This is a genomic window from Arenimonas sp. SCN 70-307, from assembly GCF_001724815.1.
Taxonomy (GTDB): domain Bacteria; phylum Pseudomonadota; class Gammaproteobacteria; order Xanthomonadales; family Xanthomonadaceae; genus Arenimonas.
Genome location: NZ_MEDO01000012.1, coordinates 1 through 25,408 on the forward strand (window position 1 = coordinate 1; position 25,408 = coordinate 25,408).

Consider the following 25,408-nt stretch of genomic DNA (forward strand, 5'->3'; position numbering starts at 1 on the left):
CTTGCCGAGCTTGATATAGAGCCGAACGGCACGTAGCCGATCCTCGTATGAATACATGAACTACTCCTTCAAGTAGTCCAAGAAATCGTCCGCACCCCCAACCCGCGTTTGCTGGTCAATTTTCAACGCGCCTCAACACTGTAATCCTTTCCTCGACGCCTGGCCCTCGAGCGTTCCAAAAGACCATAAATACCTAATCCCACACGGCGTGTCCGCAACAAACCCTAGAGGTCGTTGCGTGAGATATGGTGACCAAGGGGTCACTAGGGGGCCTTATGAGACTTTTTCTCAGTTCAGCGGCAATGGTTGCCGCCTTCTTGGTCTTGCCATCAGAGCAGGCGATCGCACACAGCGGGGGCCTGAATTCGGAGGGCTGCCACAACAACAGGAAAACAGGCGAGTACCACTGCCACCGCAGCCCTGCGCCCAGACCTACAGGCGCGGGGAGTCCGGCACCTGCGAACACGGCATTCGGCGGCACGAACAACCAACCGTCCAACCGACAAACGTCCGGCCGCGCATTCCGAAACTGCGACGAGGCAAGAGCCGCTGGCGCAGCCCCGGTGAGACGCGGCGAACCAGGCTATGGGCCACACCTAGATCGAGACAACGATGGCGTAGGGTGCGAGCCCTACCGCAGAAGGTAGGCATTCTCCCGGGACCTCCCTTCCCTGAATCGTACTGGACCGGAAAATGCGGGAAGGTCAATGTCACCCAAGCAGCATTCCCACCAGTACCTAGGAGCAATTATGTCAACCAAGAAGACCGTATTCGTTGCTTTCGCCATTGAAGATGAAAGGTCGAGGGATTTCTTGAAGGGTCAGTCGCTGCTGACGAAATCACCCTTCGAGTATGTGGACATGTCCGTTAAGGAGCCCTACGACAAAGACTGGAAGGAGCGCGTGAGGACGCGAATTAAGCGATCAGATGGAGTTATTGCACTGGTCAGCAAGAACTCCCTCAAGTCCTCCGGGCAGAAGTGGGAAATTGAATGCGCGCGCGAGGAAGGGAAGAAGATCTTGGGAGTCTGGGCTTACACTGACGACCGAACGACTATTGATGGAATCCGCACCGTCACTTGGACGTGGGCGAACATCCAGAACTTTATTGACAGCCTTTGATACGCCGGGGACAACGCATGAGAAAGGCACTAGTCATAGGAATCAACTACTACGAGAAGCTCTCTGAGCTCTTCGGGTGCGTTAATGACGCGCACGAGGTTAAAAGTGTTCTGGAGAGGCACTCAGACGGCAGTGTGAACTTCTCCGTGCTGACGATGATTGCGAGCAACAGGGCCACAGCTGTCACTCGAGCAACAATGAAGGACAAAATTATCGAGCTGTTTGCCGGAGACAGCGACATTGCACTCCTCTACTTCGCAGGGCACGGCCACATCGAGGCAACTGGCGGCTATCTTTGTGGAAGCGATTGCGAGCGAGGTGACGATGGCCTTTCATTAGCAGAAGTAATAGCGATCGCCAACAAATCAAAGTCAAGAAACAAGGTCGTTATTCTCGATAGCTGCTTCTCCGGTATTGCGGGAACTGGCGCAGATCAGCAAACGGCCGAACTTTCAGAAGGACTAACTATACTGACGGCATCGACGAAGGATCAGTACGCATCGGAGGTCAATAACAGCGGTGTGTTTACTGAGCTCTTGGTCGACGCCCTCAACGGAGCAGCCGCAAACCTTGTCGGGGACGTCACACCCGGCAGTGTGTACGCACACATTGATCAATCCTTGGGCCCGTGGAAACAGCGCCCCATCTTCCGAACAAACGTGAAGTCATTTGTGTCACTTCGAAAGACGACGCCGCCGATTGATATTGCTGATCTGAAAGCAATTCCAAAGCTTTTCCCAACCCCTGGCTTTGAATTCCCTCTTGACCCCAGCTTCGAGCCTGAGATGGCTGGCCGACCACAAGGAGCACAACACCCCAAGAAGGAGAACACCGAGGTCTTTGCCAGACTGCAGCGACTGAATCGCGTGAACCTTCTCAGGCCAGTTGATGCCACCCACATGTGGAATGCGGCAATGGAGAGCAAGCCATGCAAACTGACCGTTCTCGGTGAACATTACCGGCGACTGGCTGAGCAAGAGCTCATTTAGAATTATTTGGAGACGTAGCATTGACCGAAAACTACATAGTCGAAACTAGGCTCTCCAAGACTCTTGAAGCGATCCATGCTGCACGCCGCGACTTTGACATCGCTAAACAGATGATCGAGGGGGTACTCGAAGTAGATGCTGTCGACATCAACTCAAATCTTGAAGAGGCAGCTTGGACAACGGCTGTAATTCGCTACACACGCGGCTGGAAGCTTCTGGGGTACCCCGCATCTATTCGCGCCGAGGTTCTCCGCAACCTAAATGACTCTCAGCGCGACGTCCACGCACAAATCCTAACAATTCGAGACGCAATGTATGCCCATCATCTCGGCGTAGGCACGGGATACAGCGTAACGGCGAAAGTAGGTCCCGATTCGACAGGACTTCCGCAATTGTGGGGCGTTGGGATCCAGAGCCATCGAGTTGCCTCTCCGGGACTTGATGACGCCGCGAGGTTTCTAGAGCTCCTGACGATTACATCCAGAGTCTTCCTCGCACATGAGAATCGAACTAGCGAACTGCTGTGGGTCGAGCTTCTCGCTCTTGACCCGTCAGAGTGGATACGACTTGGACCCTACAAACCGGAATTGAACTATGGAGAAAGCTCACGTATCTATCGTCGGGAGAAAAGAAAGCGCACTCCTAAAGAATGATGGGCCTATCCTTTCATGCCTTTCTGGAACTCAGTGAAACTCACCTGACGCGCAAGTGACCCGAGGCAAAGCGCCGTAAGTGGCTGTTCGACGCCGCCGGTTTTTAGTAGCGGTCCGATTTGGAGTCCAATCCCACCAGCCCAGGAGATTGGACGTGAAGTGGCTGATTGCTCTGTCAGGAGTATTCAAGCCACACTGGATGGTCTTGGCGGCCTCATCGCGCTCGCTTTCCCGAAGTGCACTGAGCGCTAACGCTGGCTTGAGCAATAGGCATTTCCATCAATGAAATCGTTTCTGACGATCTCAATTGTCGCCTCTTTCCTCGCACTGCTGTTCTCGGCAGTTACCGCGAAGCGCGGAGAGTCATTCTCGTCGAGATTCCTAACTGCTGTTTTCTGGGCGATAAGCGTGTCGGCCTTCATCGCAGTTAGCCAGGAGTTGGCGCAGCTACTTGAACTGAGCAGAAAGGACTCAGGCTACGCACGCGGGCGATTAGTTCCTTCCCCATTTTCTTTCTTTGTGGTGACTGCAACGGCATCCCAGACCTACACCCTATGGCGACTGAGAAACTGGCTTCGGAAAACTGGAGAGGATTCGGAGCGTGAGCAACCTGATGCCCGCGCAAAAGAGGATTCGTCACCACACGCAGAAGCGAATCCGTCACACCCCCACCCAGGAGCGCGTTCAACGCAACCAATTGAAGCCGAACCCTGCCCAACCGAATTGATGCATCGCAAGTTCAACCCTGGCGGGCTCACAATTTTCCTGTTGTGCGCTTCTGGGCTCAACGCTTACGGGAGCTTCGACGTTTATGACAAGAGCCCCGGCGGGGCAATAATTTTTCTTGTCATTTCGATTGGCTGCCTCGTTGGGGCTGTTGGCTCGTCGATTCGCTAGCTCCAGTCGGGTGCCCGACCCCCGGCTTTCAGGGCCTGTAGCTTATGAGCTGATTAGTGGCCAGACGTTCATTTCCAAAGCTTGAAAAATCCTATGAAGGCAGCGATCGACCCCAGCCCAAATAGCAGGGCGATCAACGCGTCACCCCAGTCGGTCCTACCCCTGTAGCCGTTTGCCCCCTCACCAAAATAGAGTGCGGCAAGCGCGCAACCCAAACCAACCGAAAACAGTACCCAGCGTTTGGCTGAACTAGTGGAATGCATGTCAGTGCCACCGCCCTGGAGGTGCCGCGAGTCGCGACGACGATTGAGTCAAAATACATCAGCACCACTCCAAAAGCTGGCAAGCGCCGTAAGTGGCTGTTTATGTTAGATTTCCGGCCAGTTTGAAAATCCCCGTGTCGGGGGTTCGATTCCCTCCCCGGCCACCATCCCAAAAGCCACGCCCCGCCTGGGTTCCAGCCCTGCGGGGCGTTTCGCTTTATGGCGCCGGAACTTCTATCCTGCGCGGGTGACGACCCACGCCGACCAGATACGCCGCGACGGCTACGCCCTGCTCCGCCAGGCCATTCCCGCCGACTGGCTGGACGAACTGCGCGCGGCGTTCGACGCCAACGTAGTGCCTTCGGAGCGCTGGCCGGTGCCGCGCGGCCGCGACTGGCGGCACGCCATGCTCGACCTCGAGCCGCGGGTGCAGGCCGTTTGCCGGCTGCCGGTGCTGCTGGCGGCCGTGGGCGCCCTGGTGGGCGAGCGCTTCTTCCTCGGCCAGGTCGAGGGCCGCGAACCCCTGCCCGGCGGCGGCATGCAGGGCCTGCACCGCGACCTGTCGTCGCTGCGCCCCGGCGACACCGTCAGCGCGCTCGCCTTCTTCGACGACTACGGCCCCGCCAACGGCGCCACGCGCCTGGTGCCCGCCAGCCACCGGCCCGCGCCGGGTGAGGCGCCGCCGTCGGACGCCGACGAACCCCGCGCGCTGCAAATCGAAGGCCGCGCCGGCGACATCCTCGTGTTCGACGCCGACCTCGTGCATGCGGGCAGCCTCAACACCGGCGGCGGCCGGCGGCGCTCGATCCTGATGGGTTTCTTCGCCGAGTCTCTGTACGATGCGCTCGCGGCCACCGCCGGCCTGCGCAATGTCCGCATGGACACCCGCGAAAGGTTCGAGCCCACGCCATGACGCCCCGCAAGAAAGCCACCGTTCCCGCCGACCGCCTTGGCGAACCGCACGCGCAGCTGCGTGGCGCCGACGGAAAGCTGCTCGGCGGCATCGTGCTCAAGGACGGCAAGTGGGTGCTTGGCCTGGGCGGCCGCATCGTCGGCGAGTCCGACAGCGCCGCGCACGTGCTGGCCATCCTCAAGCGCGCCGCCGCGCTGGCCCGCGCCGAGGGCCGCGAGGTCGACCTGGTGTTCTCCGCCCCGCTGCGCGCCGCCGCGCACAAGGAAGCCGAGGCCGAGGGCCTGGACTTCGACGCCTTCCAGGCGCGCCTGGTCGCGCAGATGGACGCGGCGGGGAAAGCTGAACCCTGAGGCCTTCGATTCACGAAGCATGAAGGTCGCGGCTGTTCCACTCGGACCACGACCACCGCGGGAGCCCGCCATGTTCCGCAGCCTGTTCGCCCTGATCCTGCTCGCCGGCGCCAGCGCCGCCGCCGAACCGCTGCAACCCGTCCCCGAGCTCGACATCAACCGCTATTCGGGCACGTGGTACGAAATCGCGCGACTGCCCAACCGCTTCGAAGACCAGTGCGTGGGCGACATCACCGCCACCTACACGCCGCTGCAGAGCGGCCGCGTCCGCGTGGTGAACGCCTGCCGCAACGCCAAGGGCGAGATGGAGGCCGTGGACGGCCAGGCCCGCCGCCAGGACGACCACCCGGCCAAGCTCGAGGTACGCTTCGCCCCGGCCTGGCTGGGCTGGCTGCCCTTCGTCTGGGCCGATTACTGGGTGGTGGCGCTGGACGAGGACTACCGCTGGGCCATCGTCGGCGAGCCCGACCGCAAATACCTGTGGTTCCTGGCCCGCGACCGCGCCGTCGACCAGGCCACCTTCGACGAACTCAAGGCCCGCGCCACCGCCCTGGGCTTCGAGCTCGACAAGCTCGTGGTCGTGACCGCACCCACCACCGATTGAAAAAAAGGCGGCCCGTCATGCGGGCCGCCGGAATGAACCCTGTCGGGCCCAGGGGACGGATCAGTCCTCGGCGGACTGGTATTGGCTGAGGAAGCGCCCGGCCGCCACCGCGAAGGCGGCGCGGGTGACCGGCTTCTTGGCATCGACGTAGGCCACGACCTGCGGCTGGAGGTCAAACGGTCCTTGCACGACGCCGTAGCGGGCATTGAGCACGCCGGTGTCGAGCGCGTACTGCACGTAGCCGCGCAGGTCGGCCGGGACGTCGGCAGCATCCAGCACCGGCACGCGCTTGCCGTCGAAGAAGGCCGTCAGCTCTCCCGTGAAGGACCTCGCCTGCGGCTGCAGGCCCTGGGCCTGCACCAGCGAGTAGGCCAGATCGGTCCGGGTGACGGCCTGGGTCGGCTTGAAGGCGCCGTTGATAAGACGCATCACGCCGTCGTGGGTCCAGGACAGGTCGCGCAGCGGCGCACCCTTGGCGATCGCCGACTCCGCGAAGGCATAGACCGGCGATGCCACCGACACGTCGCCGAAGCTGCGGCTGCCGTCGATCGGCAGCGACTGGCGGATGCTGGCGCCCATCAGCAGGTACTGCGCGAGTTCGCCCCGATTGAGGTTCTGGTCGGGGCGGAACTTGCCGTCGGGATAGCCGTCCACGAGGCGGTTGGCCACCGCGAACTCGATCGCCTGGCGGGCCGGATGGTTGCCCACGTCACCCAGGCCGGAGAAGCCCGCGCTGCGCAGGAAGCTGATTTCGCCATTGATGGTGCCGGGCGCGGCGTAGCCGTTGGTGGCGCCCGCCGGGTCGAGCGCCACGCCAGACACGGAGCCGATGCCCCTGACGGTCACGGTCCAGGTGCCGGGCTTGCCAGGCGCACCGGTCACCGCCGTATCGCCCAGGACCGGCAGCGTGATCGACGAGCCGTAGCGGACGCCGTCCGGATCGGTGAGCACGACCGCGATCGTATTCGCATCGACCTGCGCACGCGCCGAGACCCAGGCCACGTCGGGGCCAACCTGGAACGATTGGCTCTCGACCGTGCCCACCGGAGAGAAGAACACTGAGAACGGCACCGGCTCGCCACCCGGCGAGAGCCGCGCATTGGCATTGAACTCGCGAAGCAGGTTCACCGTGCGACCATAGTCCCTGCGCAGCCCCGCCGCTTCGACGGTTGCAGCGTAGGCGTTGAGGTGGCCGGCGCCGGCCTCCCAGGGCAGTCGGCCGGTCATGTTCGTGGCCGTGCGCTCGATGATGTCCTTGACCTGGTCGGGGGTCAGGTTGGGGTTGGCTTCGAACATCAGGGCCACCACGCCAGCCACGTGCGGGGTCGCCATCGAGGTGCCGCTCATGTGGGTGTAGAAGGGCAGGTGCGCGGGCGTCAGGTTGGCCGCGTCCTGCTCGGCGGCCAGGGGCGGCAGCGCGCCGGTCAGCGCACGGGTGGAAATGATGTCCACGCCGGTGGCGACGATTGTCGGCTCGTTGAAGTACGTCCAGCTGCGGCCGTCCGGCATGGTGAAGGTGCCCGACTCGCCGCGCTTGCCACGGGACGAGAACGAGGTCAGCACGCCATCCTTCTCGCCCGCACCGACGGAGATGACCCAGGGGGCCTGGGCATAGGGATTGTGGGTGTCCTCGCCAGGGCCGTCGTTGCCGGCCGCGAACACGCTCACGATGCCGCGCTTGTAGAGCTCGTAGGTGGCGACGTTCACCGGGTTGAGCGGATCGAAGCTGCCCGACGTGCCCCAGGAATTGCTGGTGACACGGATTGGCGAGTCGAACGTGAACTGGTGCGTGGCGGCGTAGTCAAGCCCGCCGACGGCATCGAGGATCAGGATGACGCCGCCGGAACCGTAGCCCACCATCTTGGCGCCCGGCGCGACGCCACGGAACTCGCCGTTCGATCGCTCGCCGGTGCCACCGATGGTGCCGGCGGTGTGCGTACCGTGGCCCGAGCCGAGATCGGTGTTGGGCTGGCCTTCGAGGTAGGTCATCGGCACGATGCCCGGGGCCGCGATGCTGGCCAGCTCGGCCAGGATGTTCTGCGGGGCCAGCACGTTCTCGACGACGTTCTCGCCGAGCTTGAGGTCCTCGTGGGTGGCATCGATGCCCGAGTCGTTGACCACCACCGTCACGCCGCGGCCGCTGTACGGGATGGGCCGGCCAAAATCGAGCGGGCGCTCCACCACGCGGGCGGCACCCGAGATCTGGCGCTGCTCCTTGTTGAAGAAGCGCAGCGGCGCGTTCGCGTAGATGGAAACCACGTCGTCGCGCTGGCGCAGCGCCTGGATCTCGGCGGGCGTGGCCAGCGCACCGGCGATCGGGAGCGTGTGCATGGTCACGCCCTTCTCGATGCCGATGTCCTTGAGCGCCTGCACCTGGGTGGCGGTGACCGGTCCGGACTGGCCGTAGGTCACCACGATCTGGAGTTCCTCGGTCGGGCTGGCGGAGGCCAGCTGGCGAACGAGCTGGGGATCGAGGCGGGCTTCGGCCAGGGCAACGCCGCTGGCCAGCAGGCCGACGGCAAGCGCGGAAACCTTGAAAAGGCGGGACGGACGGGAAGACATGGCGACTCTCCGGGAAGGGGGCGTCCAAGCCGGACGCGGTTAAGGTCTGCAAAGACTCCGCCGTCCGCCCTGCCGGCCCCATCCGGCAGAGCCCCCAGGGCGCCTGGGGGAAATCACCTACAGACAGGGGGTTTGCATCCCACCTACGCTTGGCGGCAATCTTGGCGCGGGGTGCCAGCCCAAGGGCCCGCAGGCCAGCGCCCCGCATCACTTCCAGCGCATCGGACGCGCGGTTCCAGAGGGTTCCCCGATGAGCGTGTTTTCCCGCAGCCACCTGCTCGCCCTGCTTCTGGCCGTTCCGGCCGTCCAGGCGCAGTCCCTGCCCGTTTCGGTTTCGGCTTCCGGCAATTCGGCAACCGTCGTCGTCGGCAGTCCGGCGGCCCCGCTGGCCGAGGTGCGGCTGGACTTCGATGACGCCCAGGGTCTGTCGCCGGCCTCGCTGGGCGTGTCCGCGGACCTGGTGTCGGTCAGCTCTCCCGCCCTCCTGTCGCGGCTGCCAAGCGGTCTGGTCTCGGTGCCCACCCAGCTTCCGGCGATGGTCACGGTCGAGCCGCCCGCGCTCGCGGGGCTGTCCTTCCGGCGTCGCGCCCACCTCGAGCTGCACACCCATGCCCTGCCCTACGCCGCGGGCTCGCGCTATCGCCTGTTCAAGGCGCAACTGGGAGGGCCTTTCCGCGACGTGACCTCGGCGGTTGAACCCGGCAGCGTCCGGACGCGCGGCACCACCGGTGGTTTCTCGCAGTTCGTGGTGGTGCAGGACCTGCGTCCCACCGACATGGTGGTGGCCGAGAAGATCGCCCTGCTTCGCGATCAGGCCGGACTGCTCCCGGCAGCGGAGTCCGCGCCGCTGCACGCGCTGATCAACCAGATCGAACTGGCCGTCGCCGATGGTCGCTTCCCGGAGGCGATGGGCGGTATCGACGCCATGCGCGCCCGCGTCTCGGCGCGCGCCGGCCTGCACATCCCGGCGCAATGGCGCGCGACGCGGGACCTGGCCAATGTCGCCGGCGAGCTGCTTTCGGGGCTCGACACGCTGGCTTTCAGCGTCGGCTACCTCCGCGATTACGGCCCCTGAGGTCCGGGGGGCGGCCACGGCCGCCGCCTGGCTGGCCCCCGCTGGAGTCAGGCTGGGGCTAAGATGGGTCATGCCTGCCCGCCTGACCGCTTACCTGCCTGGGGAAGCCGCGGCCGAGTTCCTCTTGGCCTCGGGTGTGCCTGCGCTCGTCGGGCGCCTGCCCGGCTGTGACATCCAGCTCGGGCACCCCTCCCTGTCGCGCGAGCACGCACGCCTCGAGCCCGTCGGGGACTCCTGGCGACTGCGCGACCTGGGCAGCAAGAATGGCTGCACGGTCAACGGCGCCGCGCCCACCGACGAGCCGCTCGGCGACCATGCGTGGTTGCGGTTCGGCGACGTGACTTGCGAGTTCCGGACGCTGGACGAGGCGGCGCTGGCTCGGGCGCGGGCTGACGCAGGCAGCCGGCAGCAGGCTTCGGCGGTGCACCTGCGGGCGCTGGAACAGGCGCCGGCGCTCCCGGATCTGCTGCAGGGAACGCTGTCAGCGGTCGTCGAGCTCGCGGGGTGCCAGCGAGGCTTCCTGCTCCTGATGGAACGCGGTCAAGCGCAAGTGCGTGCGTGGCAGGGGCTCGACGCACCGGCCCTGGCTGCGCCGGCGTTCGCAGGCAGCGTGGGTGCGGTCGAAAAATCCCTCGGCGGGCGGCATCCGGTCGTGCTCAATGATGCGAGCAGCGACGAGGCCTTCGCGGCCCGCGCCTCCGTGGTGGCCGGCGGCATCCGGGCGCTGGTGTGCCTGCCGCTGGTGCTGGGCGACGAAGTGCTGGGGCTTGTCTACGCCGACAGCCGGGAGCCGGGCCGGGCCATCACCCGGCTCGACCTTGAACTGCTCTCGGCCTTCGCCGAGAGGGCGACCCTCTGGCTCGCGGTAAAGCGCAGCGAGCTCCAGCTCGACGGCGCGTCGCGTGCCGCCTGGCCGACGATGGCGGCGAACCGCGGCGCGCAACCATGACGGGAACCAACCGCAGCGGTTTCGCCGCCACGGCCACCGGGCAGTTCGCCGGTGCCGAGCTGACGCCGGGGACGGTGCTCGCCGGCCGCTTCGAGATCAGGCGACTGCTGGGCATCGGCGGCATGGGCGTGGTTTACCTCGCCCAGGACCTCGACCTGGGCGTGCCGCTGGCGCTGAAACTGCTGCGCCCGGAGCTGGCATCCCGGACCGAGGCCTTCGAACGCTTCCGCCAGGAATTGCTGCTGGCGCGCCAGGTCTCGAGTCCTCACGTGGTGCGCATCCACGACATTGCGCGCCACGAAGACCGATGGTTCATCAGCATGGACCTGGTGGATGGTGAGTCGCTTGAGCGCCTGCTCGACCGCGAGGGCGCCCTCCCCGTCGAACAGGCACTGGCCATCGCCCGCCAGCTGGCCGCGGGGTTGGCCGCCGCCCATGCCAAGGGCATCGTGCACCGCGACCTCAAGCCATCGAACATCCTGCTCGATGGCCAGGGCCACGCGCTCATCAGCGATTTCGGCGTGGCCCGCTCGCTGGGCACGAGTGGGGTGACCCACACCGGCGCCATCGTCGGGACGCCCGACTACCTGTCGCCGGAACAGGCGCGTGCGGCACCGGTCGATGCGCGCAGCGACCTCTACTCGCTGGGTTTGATCCTCTACGAGATGCTGTCCGGCAAGCCGGCCTTTTCCGGCGGCACCGCCGCCGAGTCACTCACCCAGCGTCTGCTGCGCCCGCCACCGAGACTGGACAAGGTGCGCGACGAAGTGCCGTCCTGGGTCGCGCGCCTGGTCGAGCGGCTGCTGCAACCTGCGCCGGCGCGACGGTTCCGTGATGCGGAGTCCCTGATCGCGGCGATCGACGCCCGGCACGTGCCGCGCGAGTTCCGGGCGCGCCCTGCGCTGCTCGCCGCCGCGACCGTGGCCGCGGCGACCGCCTTGTTCCTGCTTTGGCCGGAAATCCAGGGACCCACCATTCCTCGCAGTCCGGCCGACCTTGCCCCCCCGGACCGGCTGGTCGTCCTGGCCAGCCCCGGCCGTGCCACGGACGACACCCTCGCGGGTGCGGCCGAATTGCTGCGCCTGGGCCTGTCCGAGGGCGGTGACCAGCCGGTTGTGGAAGCAGAGCGGACCCGCATCGCGCTCGCGCAAACCGTCATGGGCAGCCGCTCGCCCACGGATCGGCAACTGCTCGAGATCCTGCCGGCGACGCGCGTACTCAGGCTTGAGCGCCGCGACGGCGGCGCACTTGTCGCCACCATGTCGGCGAACTCCGCGGGCGGCACGCGGACGGTGGAGGTTGCGCCGGGCGAACCCATCGCGAAGGCCATGGCCACCGTGGCGGCCGAGTTCAGCCTTGGTCCGCTGCCGCCGGACCTTTGGCCGGACACGGACGAACCACTGTCGAACTTCGGCCGGGCGCTGGAGCTGAGGATGGAAGGCCGAATGGAGGCCTCGACCCTCGCCTTCCGGCAACTGACCGGGAGCCATCCCGGGTTCGGCGCAGGATGGTTGGGCCTGGCCGAAACCGCGCTCCTGGCAGGCGAGCAGGATCTTGCTGCCGAGGCGGCGCAGCGCGGCGAAAGCGCCAGCCGACTGTTCCCGACGCGCATGGTGCAGGTGCGCGAGCGCGCCGAAGGTCGAACGGAGGCAGCGCTGGCGGTGTGGCAGGCGCGCGTGCAGTCGAGGCCGGACGACCTCGACGCCTTGCTGCACCTGGCTGCGCTGCGGGTCGAGTCTGGCGCATTCGAGGACGCAGAGCAGTCGCTGCAGGCGCTTCTCACCCGCGACCCGCAGGACCCGCGCGCCTGGTTCCTGATGGGCAAGACGGCAATCCTGCGCGGCGACCCGCGGGCGGCGGTGGACGAACACCTTGTGCGGGCGCTGGTGCTCTACAAGCGTGGACGAAGCCGTTTTGGCGAAGCGGAATCGACCAACGCCCTGGGCGTGGGATACGCCCGGCTGGGCCAGCCCGAAGATGCCGCCGAGCAATACGGAAAGGCGCTCGCGCTCCGCCGCGAACTCGGCGACCGGCGCGGAGTCGCCAGCAGCCAGCGCAACCTGGCCCAGTTGGCCATGGTGCGCGGCGACCTCGACGACGCCCGGGACCGTCTGGCGGAAGCCGCCGGGCTGTTCGGCGCCTTGGGCGATCGGGCGGGCGCCGCGGCGGTGGACAACGAGCTGGGGCTGCTCGCGGAAGAGCGCGGCAATTATGCCGAGGCGCTGGCCGCTTACACCCGGGCCCTGCGCGCCCGCGAAGCCGCGCGCGATCCCCCGGGAATCGCCGAAAGTCTCAACAACATCGGTTTCGCGCACTACCAGTTGGGGGAGTACGACAGCGCCAGCGTCTTCTGGCGCCAGGCGAGCGATGCGTTCCGTTCTATCGACGATCGCAATGGCGTGGTTCGCGCCGGCCAGAACCTGGGCCTGCTGGGTATTGCCCGCGGCGACTGGGAGGAAGCCCGACGCCTGCTGGATGCATCGCTCCAGGAGGCCGAGGCACGGCACATGCTCGAGGAGGCCGCGGTCAGCCACCGCAACCTGGCCGAACTCGGGATCGTGCAGGGACGGCTGGCCGATGCCGCCGGCCACCTGGCCGAGGCACGCCGGCTTTTCGAGGAACGCGAGGACGTTCGTGGCCTGATGGATGCCGACCTGCTCCAGGTGAGGCTGCTCGCGGGAGCCGGACGGGATGTCGAAGCGCTCGCGCTGCTGCAGGGCATTGGCCCCGCCTTGCCGGAAAGTTCGCTCGAGCAGCAAGCGATCGCCGCCCTGCTTGGTGCAAGGCTGCACCTGGACGCCGGCAATCGCGTGGACGCCGGCGCCTCCCTGGCGCGTGCCCGGGAGCTCGCGCTCGAGGCAGGGTTGCGCGTGCGTCGACTCGAGGCCGACGTACTAGCGCATGCCGGCGGCGTGGGCGAAGCCACGCTGCAGGCCGAGATCGACCGGCTCGGTAACCTCCCGTTGCAGCTGGCGTGGTTCGAGCAGCTCGCGCGAGACCGCCTCGCCCGCGACGATGCGGCCGGCGCCGCGGAGGCCTACCGGCGTGCCGACGGCCTGCTCGCCCGCCGCGGGGGCTACGTGCGCGCCACGCAGCTGCATTCCATCGGCGAGCTGGCCCTGGCCGCCGTCGGGGACCCCGGCGCGCCGGCCGCGGCCAAGGCCGCCAGCGAGGCAGCCGCGGCACTGGCGGCCGAGGCGAACGGCGGCTGGCTGCGCCGGCTCCGAATCGAGGGAGAAAACGATGGCCCACCCCACTGAGTCCCTGGACGACACCATCGCGCGCCTGCGCGAGGACTACCGCGCCCTCCTCCACCGGCTGGAGTCGAACCAGGGCGAGTTCCAGCGGCTGGGAAGGGCCGCGTTCCGGGCGCAGGAGGAGGAGCGGCGCCGGATCTCGCGGGAACTGCATGACGGCCTGGGCCAGAACCTCACCGCGCTCAAGCATCGCCTCTCGCTCCTCGCCGCCAGGGATCCGTTGGAGGCGGGCTGGAGCGAAGGGCTCGAGGAAGCCATCGCGCTTTGCGACAGCAGCCTGGCCGAGACCCGCGAACTTTCCAGGCTCCTGCGCCCGCAGATCCTCGACGACCTGGGACTGGAGGCCGCGCTGGGCTGGCTGGGCCGCTCCCTGGGGCCGGCGTCCGGCCTCGAGGTCGAGGTCAGGGTGTCGCCCCTGCCCACGCTCGATGGCGATTTGCAGACCCACGCGTTTCGTCTGGTCCAGGAGGCACTGGCCAATATCGCCAGGCACGCGAGTGCCCGAAAGGCTTGGGTCAGCGTCCGCGAGTCGGCCGGCTGCCTGCGCATCGAAGTCGGTGACGACGGCCGGGGCTTCGATGTCGATTCGGCGTCCGAACGGGCCAGTCGGGGAGAAAGCTCGGGCCTGGGCGGGATGCGCGATCGGCTTGCGCTTTACGGTGGCCGGATGCTGGTCGAGTCCGGCGCCGGAGGCACACGGATCGAAGCCGTGGTGCCTTTGAACGGGCGGGCTGGCACACTGGCGCCATGAACAAGCCTCCGGGCTGCGGATTGCGCGTGCTGATCGCAGATGACCACACCCTGGTCAGGGAGAGCATCATCTCGGTGCTTGAGGCCGCAGGCGTCTGCGAGGTCGTCGGCCAGGCGTCCAATGGGCTTGATGCGATTGCATTGGCGGAGCAACTGCAGCCCGCCGTCGCCGTCATCGACATCTCCATGCCGCACCTGGGCGGACTGGAAGTCGTCCGTCGCCTGCGCACCCAGTGCCCAGACACCCGGGTGCTTGTTCTGACCATGCATGACGACCAGGAATACCTGCTGCATGCGGTGCGCGCGGGTGCCAGCGGCTTCCTGCTCAAGGACAGCCCGGCGGCCGAGATGGTCGCGGCCGTGCGCAACGTCGGCGAAGGCCGCGGCCACTTCAGTCCCCAGGCGGCCCGCCTGCTGGCCGAGCAGCTGCGCCAGCCCGACCGTACGCTCGACGACCCCTACGGGAGCCTCACGCCCCGCGAGCGCGAGGTATTCCACCTGATGGTGGAGGGGCTGAGCACCAAGGAGATCGCCCGGCGCCTGGGAACCAGTACGAAGACAGCGGAGAACCACCGGGCCCGGGTGCTGGCCAAGCTCGGAGCGCGCAACACGGCCGACGTGATCCGCTACGCGGCCAGGCGCGGCCTGATGGACTGAAACGACGCGACGGGAACATACGGGCTGGTATCCTCTGGAAGTCGTCCCAAGGAGCCCGCCCGCGATGCGCAGACTGACCCTCGCCCTCGTCCTGCTGATGGCCACCGTGCTGACCGCCTGCTCCAGCGGCCCGCCCAAGCGCGTGTACCCGCCCCAGGCCAGCGTGCAGGAACTGCAGGTGCAGGCCGACGGCAACTGGGTCGTGAAGATCCGCATCCGCAGCTTCAGCACCGTGCCCATGCGCTTCTCGCGGCTGCAGGGCACGCTGTCGGTGGGCGGCCACGAGGCCGGCCGCTTCGACTTCGACCCCGGTCTCACCGTCGGCCCCGGCTCGGCCGAGATCATTGAACACCGTATGGCGCCGTCGCCCGCCGCCCGCGACGCCGTCGCCGCCGCGCTCGCCGGCCGCCAGAGCCTGCGTTACCAGCTCGCCGGCCGCCTGGCCTCGTCGGACCCCGGCACCGACGACGCTTTCGACTACCCCAGCCGCCTCGACCCGGTCCCCGGGCTCGAGGGCGTGCTGCGCTGACTCCAACAAGGACCTCCCTGCATGAACCGCTACACCGCCCCCGTGCGCGACATGAAGTTCGCGCTCTACGACGTCATCGAAGCCGACAAGCTCTACGCGAAGCTGGGCATCGAGCACGCCCAGCGCGACCTGCTCGACGCCGTGATGGAGGAAGCCGCGCGCTTCAATGAAACCGTGCTGGCCCCGCTCAATTCGGTCGGCGACGAACACGGCTGCGAGTTCGACAAGGCCACCGGCAGCGTGAAGACGCCGCCGGGTTACAAGGAAGCCTACGCGCAGTTCGTCGAAGGCGGCTGGACCGCGCTCACCGCGCCCGAGCAGTTCGGCGGCCAGGCGCTGCCGGAAAGCTTCGGCGCCGCGCTCAAGGAAATGATCGACGCCGCCTGCCTGAGCTGGGGCAACTACCCGCTGCTCTCGCACGGCGCCACCGAGGCGCTCAAGCACCACGGCGAGGCCTGGCAGCAGGAGGTCTTCCTCAAGCCCATCATCTCCGGCCAGTGGACCGGCACGATGTGCCTGACCGAGCCGCACTGCGGCTCCGACCTGGGCCTGCTCAAGACCAAGGCCGAGCCCCGCGAAGACGGCACCTACGCCATCACCGGCACCAAGATCTTCATCACCGGCGGCGAGCACGACTTCACCGACAACATCGTGCACCTGGTGCTGGCGCGCCTGCCGGACGCGCCGGCGGGCACCAAGGGCATCTCGCTGTTCATCGTGCCCAAGCTTCGCACCGCGCGCGACGGCACCGTGGGCGAGCGCAACGCCCTGCGCTGCGGTTCGATCGAGCACAAGATGGGTATCCACGGTTCGGCCACCTGCGTGATGAACTTCGACGGCGCCCAGGGCTACCTGATCGGCCAGCCGAACAAGGGCCTCAATGCGATGTTCACCATGATGAACACCGCGCGCCTGGCCGTGGGCCTGCAGGGCCTGGCCCTGATCGACCGCAGCTACCAGAACGCGCTGGCCTACGCCCGCGACCGCCTGCAGGGCCGCTCGCTCTCGGGCGCGAAGGAGCCGGGCAAGCCGGCCGACCCGCTGATCGTGCACCCGGACATCCGGCGCATGCTGCTCACCTGCAAGTCGCTGGCCGAAGGCAGCCGCATGCTCGCGCTGCACGCCGCCACGCTGGTGGACGTGATCGAACGCGCCGCCGACGAGAACGAGCGCAAGGACGCCGACACCCTGCTCGGTTTCCTCACCCCCATCGTCAAGGGCATGCTCACCGAGTGGGGCAACGAGTGCACCTACCACGCGCTGCAGGTGTTCGGCGGCCACGGCTACGTGCGCGAGTGGGGCATGGAGCAGCTGGCGCGCGATGCCCGCATCACCACCATCTACGAAGGCACCACCGGCATCCAGGCGCTCGACCTGCTGGGCCGCAAGACCATGCAGCTGCAGGGCGCCGGCCTGCAGATGTTCCTGAAGATGATCCAGGCCTTCTGCACCACCCACGCCAAGGACGCCTCGCTCACCGAGTTCGTGCTGCCGCTGGCCGAGGTGGCCAAGCAGTGGGGCGAACTGACGATGGAAGTGGGCAAGAAGGCCACAGCCAACGCCGAGGAAGTGGGCGCGGCCTCGGTGGACTACCTGTTCTACTCGGGCTACGTGGCCCTGGCCTACTGGTGGGCGCGCGCGGTGGCGGTGGCCGAGGCCGGCAACCACCCGGAGGCCTTCAAGGCGGCCAAGCGCGAGACGGCGCGGTTCTACTTCGCCCGCATCCTGCCGCGCACCCAGGCGCACGCGGCGGCCATGCGCAGCGGCGCGGCCAACCTGCTGGGCCTGGACGCGGCGAACTTCGACAGCTGAGCCGCGCTGCTGCCTGAAACGACGAAGCCCGCCGATTGGCGGGCTTCTTCTTTGCGCCGGCCCCGGGGATCGGGCCAGGCCCCACGAATTGGTCGGGACGGTGAGATTCGAACTCACGACCCCTAGCACCCCATGCTAGTGCGCTACCAGGCTGCGCTACGCCCCGATTCGTGTCCCGGCCGGAGCCGGGCTGGCGATTATACGCAAAAAAGCCTCAGCGGCGGAGCAGCTGGAGGACTTCTTCGAGCTCCATGCGCACCTGCTTGACGATCTGCGCCGACATGCTGGTTTCGACCCGGCCGGCCTCGCCTTCCAGGCGCTGGCGCGCGCCGGAGATGGTGTAGCCCTGCTCGTAGAGCAGGCCGCGGATCTGGCGGATCATCAGCACGTCGTGGCGCTGGTAATAGCGCCGGTTGCCCCGGCGCTTGACCGGCTTGAGGCTGGTGAACTCCGTTTCCCAGTAGCGCAGCACGTGCGGCTTGACGTCGCACAGCTCGCTGACCTCACCGATGGTGAAGTAGCGCTTGGCCGGGATCGGCGGGAGTTCCCTGTTACTGCCTGGATCCAGCATAGGCTTCCACGCGCTCCTTGAGCTTCTGTCCCGGACGGAAGGTCACGACGGTGCGCGCGGAGATGGGAATCTCCTCGCCGGTCTTGGGGTTGCGGCCGGGACGCTGGTTCTTCTGGCGCAGGTCGAAGTTGCCGAAGCCCGACAGCTTTACCTGCTGCCCACGCTCCAGCGCCTCCCGCAACACGTCGAAGAAGGAGTCCACGAATTCCTTGGCCTCGCGCTTGTTCAAGCCAACTTCCTCGAACAGGCGTTCGGCCATTTCGGCCTTGGTCAGTGCCATAACATCCCCTGTAACCCGCCGTTGCCGGCGTACCTCATGACCGCAACCGCGCACCACAGTCCCTGTCCAGCGCCCCGAGGGCGGTGGCCACGGCCTGGTCGGCGTCGCGGTCAGTTAGGGTGCGTGAAACGTCCTGCAGAATCAAGCCCATAGCCAGACTCTTTGAGCCGCTCTCTAGGCCCGGTCCGACGTAGCGGTCGAACAGCACCACCTCGCGCAGCAGCGGGCCCAGGGCGGCCTTGAGGCTGGCCTGGAGGGCCGCCCACGGGGTCGATTCCGGGACGACGAGCGCGATATCCCGGCGGACGGACGGGAAGCGCGAAAGCTCCCTGGCCCGGGGTACGGCCCGGGTGGCCAGGGGCTCGAGGTCGAGCTCGAAGCCCACCACCTCGCCGTCCAGGTCCAGCGCGCGGGCCAGGCGCGGGTGCAGGTGGCCGACCCAGCCGATGCGCCGGCCGTCGCGCCAGACCGAGGCGCTGCGGCCCGGGTGGCCCCAGGGGCTGTCGTCCGGGCGGAACTCGCCCTCCACGCCGGCCAGGGCCAGCAGGCCCTCGACCTCGGCCTTGAGGTCGTAGAAATCGACTTCGCGTTCGTCCTGGGCCCACTGTTCGCGGGCCTGGGGGCCGCAGGCCACGGCGGCGATGCGCGGGGTCTCGCGCGGGGCGCCCTCGGCCAGGTGGAAGACCTTGCCCAGCTCGAACAGGCGCACGCGCTTCTGCTGGTGCGCCTGGTTGCGCCCGAGCGCCGAAACCAGGCCCGGCAGCAGCGCGGTGCGCATCACGCCCAGCTCGGCGGTCAGCGGGTTGGCCAGGGCCACGGCGCCGTCCTGCAGCTGCCAGGTGGCGAGCGTGTCGGCGTCGAGGAAGGCGTAGTTGATGGCCTCGAGGAAATCGCGGCCGGCCAGCTGGCGGCGCAGCACGGCCTCGGACACGCGGGTTTCGCTGGGCGCCACCAGGCGCACCTCGCCGGTGGGCGTGGTGGTGGGGATGCGCTCGTAGCCGTGGATGCGCGCGACCTCTTCAACGAGGTCTTCCTCGATGGCGATGTCGAAGCGGCGGCTCGGCGGCAGCACGCGCCAGCCCTCGGCCGTCGCCTCCACCTGCATGCCCAGGGCGCGCAGGATGCGCTCGACCTCGGCATCGGCCACCGACACGCCCAGCACGCGGCGCAGGCGCTCGCGGCGCAGCGACACGGCCGCCGGCCGGGGCAGGTGCTCGGGCAGCACGGCCTCGGTGATGGCGCCGGCCTGCCCGCCCATGATCTCCAGCACCAGCGCGGTGGCGCGCTCGAGCGCCAGGCGCGGCAGCTCCGGGTCGACGCCGCGCTCGAAGCGGTGCGAGGCGTCGGTGTGCATGCCCAGCTTGCGCGCGCGGCCGATGATCACGTCCGGCGCGAAGTGCGCGCTCTCGAGGAACACGCGCGTGGTGGCGTCGGTGACGCGGGTCTCGAAGCCACCCATCACGCCGGCCAGGGCCACCGGGCGGTCTCCGTCGGTGATGGCCAGGAAGCCTTCGTCCAGCGCCACCTCTCGCTCGTCGAGCAGCTTGAGCGTCTCGCCGGCGCGGGCGCGGCGCACGCCGACCGGGCCCTTGAGCGTGTCGGCGTCGAAGGCGTGCATCGGCTGGCCGAGCTCGAGCATCACGTAGTTGGTGATGTCCACCAGCGGGCTGATCGGGCGCAGGCCGCTGCGCTTGAGGCGCTCGGTGAGCCACAGCGGCGAACGCGCGCGGGCATCCACGCCCTCGATGACGCGGCCGCAGTAGCGCGGGCAGTCGGCGCCGGCGCCCAGCATCACCTCGAACTTCGCCGCGCTGGCGACGGTGGCTTCCGGGATGGCCATCGGCACCACCTGCTCGCCGGTGGTGGCGGCGACGTCGAAGGCGATGCCGCGCACGCTGAAGCAATCGGCGCGGTTGGGCGTGAGCTTGAGCTCGAAGCTGGCGTCGGGCAGGCCCAGGAAGGCGGAGATGGGCTGGCCCACCGGCGCGTCGGCCGGCAGTTCGAGCAGGCCGGAGGCGTCGGCGTCCACGCCCAGTTCCCTGGCCGAGCACAGCATGCCCTGCGACTCCACGCCGCGCAGCTTGGCGGCCTTGATGGCGATGCCGCCCGGCAGGTTCGCGCCCACCTGGGCCAGCGGGGCCTTCAGGCCGGCGCGCGCGTTCGGCGCGCCGCAGACGATCTGCACCGTGCCGGCGCCGGTGGCGACCTGGCACACCTGCAGGCGGTCGGCCTCGGGGTGCTTCTCGCACGAGAGGATCTCGGCCACGACCACGCCGTCCAGGCCCTCGCCCAGCGGCTGCAGGTCCTCGACCTCGAGGCCGATGGCGGTCAGGCGCGCGGCGAGCTCGTCGCGCGAGGCGGTGGTGGCGACGTGCTCGCGCAGCCAGTTTTCGGGGAATTTCATGCGAACTGCCTCAGGAAACGGCCGTCGTTCTCGAAGAAGCTGCGCAGGTCGTTGACGCCGTAGCGCAGCATGGCGAAGCGCTCCACGCCCAGGCCGAAGGCGAAGCCGGTGTACTTCTCCGGGTCGATGCCGCAGGCGCGCAGCACGTTCGGATGCACCATGCCGCAGCCCAGCACCTCGAGCCAGCGCGTGCCGCCATCGGGCTGCTGCCAGGCGATGTCCACCTCGGCCGAGGGCTCGGTGAAGGGGAAGTAGCTGGGGCGGAAGCGCATCTCGAAATCGCGCTCGAAGAAGGCGCGCACGAACTCGGCCAGCGTGCCCTTGAGGTCGGCGAAGCTGGAGGTCTCGTCCACCAGCAGGCCTTCGATCTGGTGGAACATCGGCGTGTGGGTCTGGTCGGAGTCGCTGCGGTAGACCTTGCCGGCGGCGATCATGCGCAGCGGCGGGCCGCTCTTCTCGGCCGCGGCGCGCTGCATGAAGCGCACCTGCACGCCCGAGGTATGCGTGCGCAGCAGGCGGCCGTCGCCGCATTGATCGGCACGCATGTAGAAGGTGTCGTGCATCGCGCGCGCCGGGTGGTGCGGCGGGAAATTGAGCGCCTCGAAGTTGTGGAAGTCGTCCTCGATCTCCGGGCCGTCGGCCAGCTGGTAGCCCAGGCGCGCGAAGATGTCGGTGATGCGCTCGAGCGTGCGCGACACCGGGTGCAGGTTGCCCACGGCGCCGCCGCGGCCGGGCAGGCTCACGTCGATGCGCTCGCTGGCCAGGCGCGCTGCCAGCGCGGCCTCCTCCAGCGCCGACTTGCGCGCGGCGATCGCGGCCGCCAGCGCGTCCTTGGCGCGGTTCACCGCCTCGCCGGCGAGCTTGCGCTCCTCCGGGGCCAGGGCGCCGAGCTGCTTGAGCTGGCCGGTGATGGTGCCGCTCTTGCCCAGCAGCGAGACGCGCAGGGCGTCCAGCGCCTCGAGGCTGGCGGCGGCTTCGACCTCGGCCAGGGCCGAGCGGGTCAGGGATTCGATGTCGGACATTCTCGGCTCGTCTTCCGGGTCCAGAAAACAAAATGGGGAAGGACTCTCGCCCTTCCCCACTTCGATGCCGCCTGCGTGCGGCTGGCCGCCGCAGGCTTTGGCCTTACGCCGCGAGAGCGCGCTTGGCCTGCTCGGCGATCGCGCCAAAAGCGGCCGGATCGTGGATGGCGATGTCAGCCAGCGACTTGCGGTCGATGGTGATGTTCGCCTTCAGCAGGCCGTTCATGAAGCGGCTGTAGCTCAGGCCGTGCATGCGGGCCGCGGCGTTGATGCGCACGATCCACAGGCTGCGGAACTGGCGCTTCTTCTGCTTGCGACCGATGTAGGCGTACTGCTGGGCCTTGGTGACGGCCTGCTTGGCTACGCGGAAAACCTTGCGGCGGGCGTTGTAGTAACCCTTCGCGAGCTTGATGATCTTCTTGTGACGGCGGCGCGCCGTGACACCACGCTTGACTCGTGCCATGTCTTATCTCCTCAGAGGTACGGCAGCATGCGGTCCAGACGGCCCGCGTCCTCGGCACGAACATGGTTCGTCTGCCGCAGGTTGCGCTTCCGCTTGGTCGCCTTCTTGGTGAGGATGTGGCTACGGTTGGCGTGGCCAGCCTTGTACTTGCCGGAAGCGGTCTTCCGGAAGCGCTTGGCGGCCGCCCGATTGGTCTTGATCTTGGTCTTGGCCATGGGAAATCCCTTTTGGGTCTTGGTTACTGGCCTGGGCGGTGGCTTGCGCCACGCTTTCCGTCCTGCCCGTGCCGGCTTGTAAGTCCTTGATTCCAAACGAAACCAAGGACAGGTCCATAACGACTTCGCCCGATGGACCGGGCCCGGATGCCGCACCGGGAACCCGCCGGAAAGCCGGCGAGCCGCGAATTATGCAACAAAACCAACGCCTTGGGTAGGCGGGGCTTATTTCTTCTTGGGCGCGACCATCATGATCATCTGGCGGCCCTCGAGGCGGGGACGCTGCTCGATGACCACTTCGTCGCCCAGGTCGGCCTCGATGCGCTTGGCCATCTCGAGGCCCAGCTCCTGGTGGGCCATCTCGCGGCCCTTGAAGCGGATGTTGACCTTCACCTTGTCGCCCTCCTCCAGGAACCGGCGGAGGTTGCGCAGCTTGATGTTGTAGTCGCCATCGTCGGTGGTCGGGCGGAACTTGAGTTCCTTGATCTCGACGACCTTCTGCTTCTTCTTGGCCGCATTCGCCTTCTTCTGCAGGTCGAACATGTACTTGCCGAAATCCATGATCCGGCAGACCGGCGGCTCGGCGGTGGGCTGGATCTCGACCAGGTCCACGCCCGCATCCTCGGCCATGGCAAGGGCTTCGTCGCGCGTGAGCACGCCGATCATCTCGCCGTCGAGGCCAATCACGCGCACGCGCGGCACGCGGATCTCGAGGTTCTTGCGGTTACGCTTTTCAGTGGTTGCGCTGTTGATTCGCTTGATTCCTGTTGGGGTGATGTACCGGCCGCACTCAGGCGACCGGGCCGCTCTCCGCACGCAGCTTTGCGAGGAAGGCGTCGACCGTCATGGTACCCAAGTCCTCCCCCGAGCGCGTGCGCACCGCGATCATCCCATTCTCCTTCTCGCGGTCTCCGACCACCAGCAAGTACGGGATCTTCTGCAGCGTGTGCTCGCGGATTTTATAGCCGATCTTCTCGTTCCGCAAATCGGCCTGGACCCGGACCCCTTGATTCGCAAGGGTTTTCCGGACCTCCTCGACCCAGTCCGCCTGGGCGTCGGTGATGTTGAGCACCACGGCCTGGACCGGGGCCAGCCAGGCCGGGAAGGCGCCGGCATGGTTCTCGATCAGGATGCCGATGAAGCGCTCCATGGAGCCCACGATGGCGCGGTGCAGCATGACCGGCTGCCGGCGCTGGCTGTGCTCGTCCACGTACTCGGCGCCCAGGCGGCCCGGCATCATGAAGTCGACCTGCATGGTGCCCAGCTGCCAGGTGCGGCCGATGGCGTCGCGCAGGTGGTACTCGATCTTGGGGCCGTAGAAGGCGCCCTCGCCCGGCAGCTCCTCCCAGGCCACGCCGCAGGCCGACAGGGCGGCGCGCAGGGCGCCCTCGGCCTTGTCCCAGGTGGCGTCGTCGCCCAGGCGGTTGTCGGGGCGCAGGGCGATCTTGATCTGCACGTCCTGGAAGCCGAAGTCCTCGTACACCTCCAGGGCCTGGCGGTGGAAGGCGGTGACCTCGGACTCGATCTGGTCCTCGGTGCAGAACACGTGGCCGTCGTCCTGGGTGAAGCCGCGCACGCGCAGGATGCCGTGCAGCGCGCCCGAGGGCTCGTTGCGGTGGCAGGCGCCGAACTCACCGTAGCGGATCGGCAGGTCGCGGTAGCTGTGCAGGCCCTGGTTGAACACCTGCACGTGGCCGGGGCAGTTCATCGGCTTGAGCGCGTAGGTGCGCTTCTCCGACTCGGTGAAGAACATGTTCTCCTTGTAGTTGTCCCAGTGGCCGGACTTCTTCCAGAGGGAAACATCGAGGATCTGCGGGCAGCGCACTTCCTGGTAGCCCGAGGCGCGGTAGACGCGGCGCATGTACTGCTCCACCACCTGCCACAGCTGCCAGCCCTTGGGGTGCCAGAACACCAGGCCCGGCGCCTCTTCCTGGATGTGGAACAGGTCGAGCTGCCTGGCGATCTTGCGGTGGTCGCGCTTCTCGGCCTCCTCCAGCTGGTGCAGGTAGGCCTTGAGGTCCTTGTCGTTGAGCCACGCGGTGCCGTAGATGCGGCTGAGCATCGCGTTGTTGTGGTCGCCGCGCCAGTAGGCGCCGGCCACCTTCATCAGCTTGAACGCGCGCAGCTTGTCGGTGCCCGGCACGTGCGGGCCGCGGCACAGGTCGGTGAACTCGCCCTGCGAGTACAGCGACAGCGCCTCGTTGGCCGGGATCGACTCGATGATCTCGGCCTTGTAGTGCTCGCCCAGGCCGCGGAAGAAGGCCACGGCCTCGTCGCGCGACATCTCGCGGCGCGTGACCGGCAGGGCTTCCTTGACGATCTTGAGCATCTCGGCCTCGATGGCCGGCAGGTCCTCGGGCGTGAACGGGCGCTCGTAGGCGAAGTCGTAGTAGAAGCCGTTGTCGATGACCGGGCCGATGGTGACCTGCGCGCCGGGGTAGAGGCGCTGCACGGCCTGGGCCAGCAGGTGCGCGGTGGAGTGGCGAAGCACGTCCAGGGCGTCGGGGTGCTTGTCGGTGACGATCTCGAGCGAGGCGTCGTTTTCGATGCGGTAGCTGGCGTCGACGAGCTTGCCGTCGACCTTGCCGCCGAGCGCGGCCTTGGCCAGGCCGGCGCCGATCGAGGCGGCGACCTCGGCGACGGTGACCGGGTTGTCGAAGGGGCGGCGGCTGCCGTCGGGGAGCGTGATGTTGATCATGGGGTCCGGGGGTGGATCGCGGGCAACAAAAAAGGGCGCCAGGCGCCCTCGCGGATGCGAAGCCTGGCAGTTCGTCTATCGGGCCGTGGTAGTGCTCATGTCGCACGCTCGACGCCGGTTTCCCGGGGCCACCTTCATCCGTGGGTACGGCCACAAAGGTAGGCCGGGGCCCTGCCCAAGTCAACGCCGGGCCCGGAAACGCGGAAGCCGCCCGGAGGCGGCTTCGACGGGTTTTCCTTACTTTTTCCATACCACCGCAGTGGGATGGTGGGCGGTACAGGGTTCGAACCTGTGACCCCTACCATGTCAAGGTAGTGCTCTACCGCTGAGCTAACCGCCCGCAAGGGCCGCGAAGTATAACAAGCGGCCCCGCG

At 67.3% G+C, this 25,408-nt stretch carries 24 protein-coding genes and 2 tRNA genes; 15 read left to right on the forward strand and 11 right to left on the reverse strand.

The genetic code is table 11. The features are described 5' to 3' along the window. The first annotated feature begins 302 nt into the window (after positions 1-302). The 8 genes from ABS41_RS05635 (at position 303) to ABS41_RS05670 (ending at position 5,790) form a co-directional block, all read left to right on the forward strand. A complete protein-coding gene (locus ABS41_RS05635; protein ID WP_290591890.1) occupies positions 303-647 on the forward strand; it encodes an excalibur calcium-binding domain-containing protein in 345 nt (114 codons plus the stop codon). Positions 648-749: 102 nt separating this feature from the next. Next, positions 750-1,121 (forward strand): TIR domain-containing protein, encoded by a 372-nt coding sequence (locus ABS41_RS05640; RefSeq protein WP_290591765.1) that lies wholly within the window; start codon positions 750-752, stop codon positions 1,119-1,121. A 17-nt stretch (positions 1,122-1,138) separates the two neighbouring features. Continuing rightward, positions 1,139-2,110 (forward strand): caspase family protein, encoded by a 972-nt coding sequence (locus ABS41_RS05645; protein WP_290591767.1) that lies wholly within the window; start codon positions 1,139-1,141, stop codon positions 2,108-2,110. 20 nt (positions 2,111-2,130) lie between these two features. Next, positions 2,131-2,763, forward strand: a complete 633-nt coding sequence (locus tag ABS41_RS05650) for a hypothetical protein (RefSeq protein WP_290591769.1) — start codon at positions 2,131-2,133, stop codon at positions 2,761-2,763. Positions 2,764-3,045: 282 nt separating this feature from the next. After that, complete coding sequence (locus tag ABS41_RS05655; RefSeq protein ID WP_290591771.1) at positions 3,046-3,660, forward strand: hypothetical protein; 615 nt, start codon at positions 3,046-3,048, stop codon at positions 3,658-3,660. A gap of 510 nt (positions 3,661-4,170) precedes the next feature. Further along, a complete protein-coding gene (locus ABS41_RS05660; protein WP_290591773.1) occupies positions 4,171-4,836 on the forward strand; it encodes a phytanoyl-CoA dioxygenase family protein in 666 nt (221 codons plus the stop codon). Then, entirely contained in the window at positions 4,833-5,186 is a 354-nt protein-coding gene (locus ABS41_RS05665) for a hypothetical protein (protein ID WP_290591775.1), read from the forward strand. Before ABS41_RS05660 ends, ABS41_RS05665 begins: the two co-directional genes overlap by 4 nt. 70 nt (positions 5,187-5,256) lie before the next feature. After that, positions 5,257-5,790 carry a lipocalin family protein gene (locus ABS41_RS05670; protein ID WP_290591777.1) on the forward strand — a complete coding sequence of 178 codons (534 nt, stop codon included), beginning with the start codon at positions 5,257-5,259 and terminating at the stop codon, positions 5,788-5,790. Between the two features lie 60 nt (positions 5,791-5,850). Here ABS41_RS05670 and ABS41_RS05675 read toward each other — a convergent pair whose 3' ends face one another. Then, the gene (locus ABS41_RS05675) at positions 5,851-8,352 is read right to left on the reverse strand and encodes a S8 family serine peptidase (RefSeq protein ID WP_290591778.1); all 2,502 of its coding nucleotides are present in this window, start codon (positions 8,350-8,352) and stop codon (positions 5,851-5,853) included. A gap of 250 nt (positions 8,353-8,602) precedes the next feature. Between ABS41_RS05675 and ABS41_RS05680 the strand changes: the two genes are divergently transcribed. The 7 genes from ABS41_RS05680 (at position 8,603) to ABS41_RS05710 (ending at position 17,381) form a co-directional block, all read left to right on the forward strand. Beyond that, a complete protein-coding gene (locus tag ABS41_RS05680) occupies positions 8,603-9,427 on the forward strand; it encodes a DUF6689 family protein (RefSeq protein WP_290591781.1) in 825 nt (274 codons plus the stop codon). A 70-nt stretch (positions 9,428-9,497) separates the two neighbouring features. Continuing rightward, positions 9,498-10,376 (forward strand): FHA domain-containing protein, encoded by an 879-nt coding sequence (locus tag ABS41_RS05685; RefSeq protein ID WP_290591783.1) that lies wholly within the window; start codon positions 9,498-9,500, stop codon positions 10,374-10,376. Then, positions 10,373-13,636 (forward strand): serine/threonine-protein kinase, encoded by a 3,264-nt coding sequence (locus ABS41_RS05690; RefSeq protein ID WP_290591785.1) that lies wholly within the window; start codon positions 10,373-10,375, stop codon positions 13,634-13,636. The genes ABS41_RS05685 and ABS41_RS05690 overlap by 4 nt, the downstream gene beginning before the upstream one ends. Then, positions 13,620-14,384 (forward strand): histidine kinase, encoded by a 765-nt coding sequence (locus ABS41_RS05695; RefSeq protein WP_290591787.1) that lies wholly within the window; start codon positions 13,620-13,622, stop codon positions 14,382-14,384. The genes ABS41_RS05690 and ABS41_RS05695 overlap by 17 nt, the downstream gene beginning before the upstream one ends. Further along, positions 14,381-15,040, forward strand: coding sequence for a response regulator transcription factor (locus ABS41_RS05700; RefSeq protein WP_290591789.1), 660 nt, complete (start codon positions 14,381-14,383; stop codon positions 15,038-15,040). Before ABS41_RS05695 ends, ABS41_RS05700 begins: the two co-directional genes overlap by 4 nt. A gap of 64 nt (positions 15,041-15,104) precedes the next feature. Beyond that, positions 15,105-15,569, forward strand: a complete 465-nt coding sequence (locus ABS41_RS05705; RefSeq protein ID WP_290591791.1) for a hypothetical protein — start codon at positions 15,105-15,107, stop codon at positions 15,567-15,569. Positions 15,570-15,590: 21 nt separating this feature from the next. Then, the gene (locus tag ABS41_RS05710; RefSeq protein ID WP_290591793.1) at positions 15,591-17,381 is read left to right on the forward strand and encodes an acyl-CoA dehydrogenase C-terminal domain-containing protein; all 1,791 of its coding nucleotides are present in this window, start codon (positions 15,591-15,593) and stop codon (positions 17,379-17,381) included. 89 nt (positions 17,382-17,470) lie between these two features. Here the strand turns inward: ABS41_RS05710 and ABS41_RS05715 are convergent. From ABS41_RS05715 to ABS41_RS05760, 10 genes are all read right to left on the reverse strand, one after another. Further along, positions 17,471-17,547: transfer RNA gene (locus tag ABS41_RS05715), tRNA-Pro, on the reverse strand. Between the two features lie 48 nt (positions 17,548-17,595). Continuing rightward, positions 17,596-17,952 (reverse strand): MerR family transcriptional regulator, encoded by a 357-nt coding sequence (locus ABS41_RS05720; protein WP_034210355.1) that lies wholly within the window; start codon positions 17,950-17,952, stop codon positions 17,596-17,598. Beyond that, positions 17,933-18,232, reverse strand: coding sequence for an integration host factor subunit alpha (locus ABS41_RS05725; RefSeq protein WP_290591799.1), 300 nt, complete (start codon positions 18,230-18,232; stop codon positions 17,933-17,935). Before ABS41_RS05725 ends, ABS41_RS05720 begins: the two co-directional genes overlap by 20 nt. A 34-nt stretch (positions 18,233-18,266) precedes the next feature. Beyond that, positions 18,267-20,636: a phenylalanine--tRNA ligase subunit beta gene (gene pheT, locus ABS41_RS05730; protein ID WP_290591801.1), complete on the reverse strand. Its 2,370-nt coding sequence runs from the start codon at positions 20,634-20,636 to the stop codon at positions 18,267-18,269. Next, complete coding sequence (gene pheS / locus ABS41_RS05735; protein WP_290591804.1) at positions 20,633-21,658, reverse strand: phenylalanine--tRNA ligase subunit alpha; 1,026 nt, start codon at positions 21,656-21,658, stop codon at positions 20,633-20,635. Before pheS ends, pheT begins: the two co-directional genes overlap by 4 nt. A 103-nt stretch (positions 21,659-21,761) precedes the next feature. After that, positions 21,762-22,121 carry a 50S ribosomal protein L20 gene (gene rplT / locus ABS41_RS05740; RefSeq protein ID WP_290591806.1) on the reverse strand — a complete coding sequence of 120 codons (360 nt, stop codon included), beginning with the start codon at positions 22,119-22,121 and terminating at the stop codon, positions 21,762-21,764. Positions 22,122-22,132: 11 nt separating this feature from the next. Further along, the gene (rpmI, locus tag ABS41_RS05745) at positions 22,133-22,336 is read right to left on the reverse strand and encodes a 50S ribosomal protein L35 (protein ID WP_106990748.1); all 204 of its coding nucleotides are present in this window, start codon (positions 22,334-22,336) and stop codon (positions 22,133-22,135) included. A gap of 225 nt (positions 22,337-22,561) precedes the next feature. Then, complete coding sequence (gene infC, locus ABS41_RS05750) at positions 22,562-23,089, reverse strand: translation initiation factor IF-3 (RefSeq protein WP_290591892.1); 528 nt, start codon at positions 23,087-23,089, stop codon at positions 22,562-22,564. A gap of 37 nt (positions 23,090-23,126) precedes the next feature. Further along, positions 23,127-25,034: a threonine--tRNA ligase gene (gene thrS / locus ABS41_RS05755; protein ID WP_290591809.1), complete on the reverse strand. Its 1,908-nt coding sequence runs from the start codon at positions 25,032-25,034 to the stop codon at positions 23,127-23,129. A gap of 265 nt (positions 25,035-25,299) precedes the next feature. Then, positions 25,300-25,374 (reverse strand) — tRNA-Val (locus ABS41_RS05760). Between the last annotated feature and the right edge of the window lie 34 nt (positions 25,375-25,408).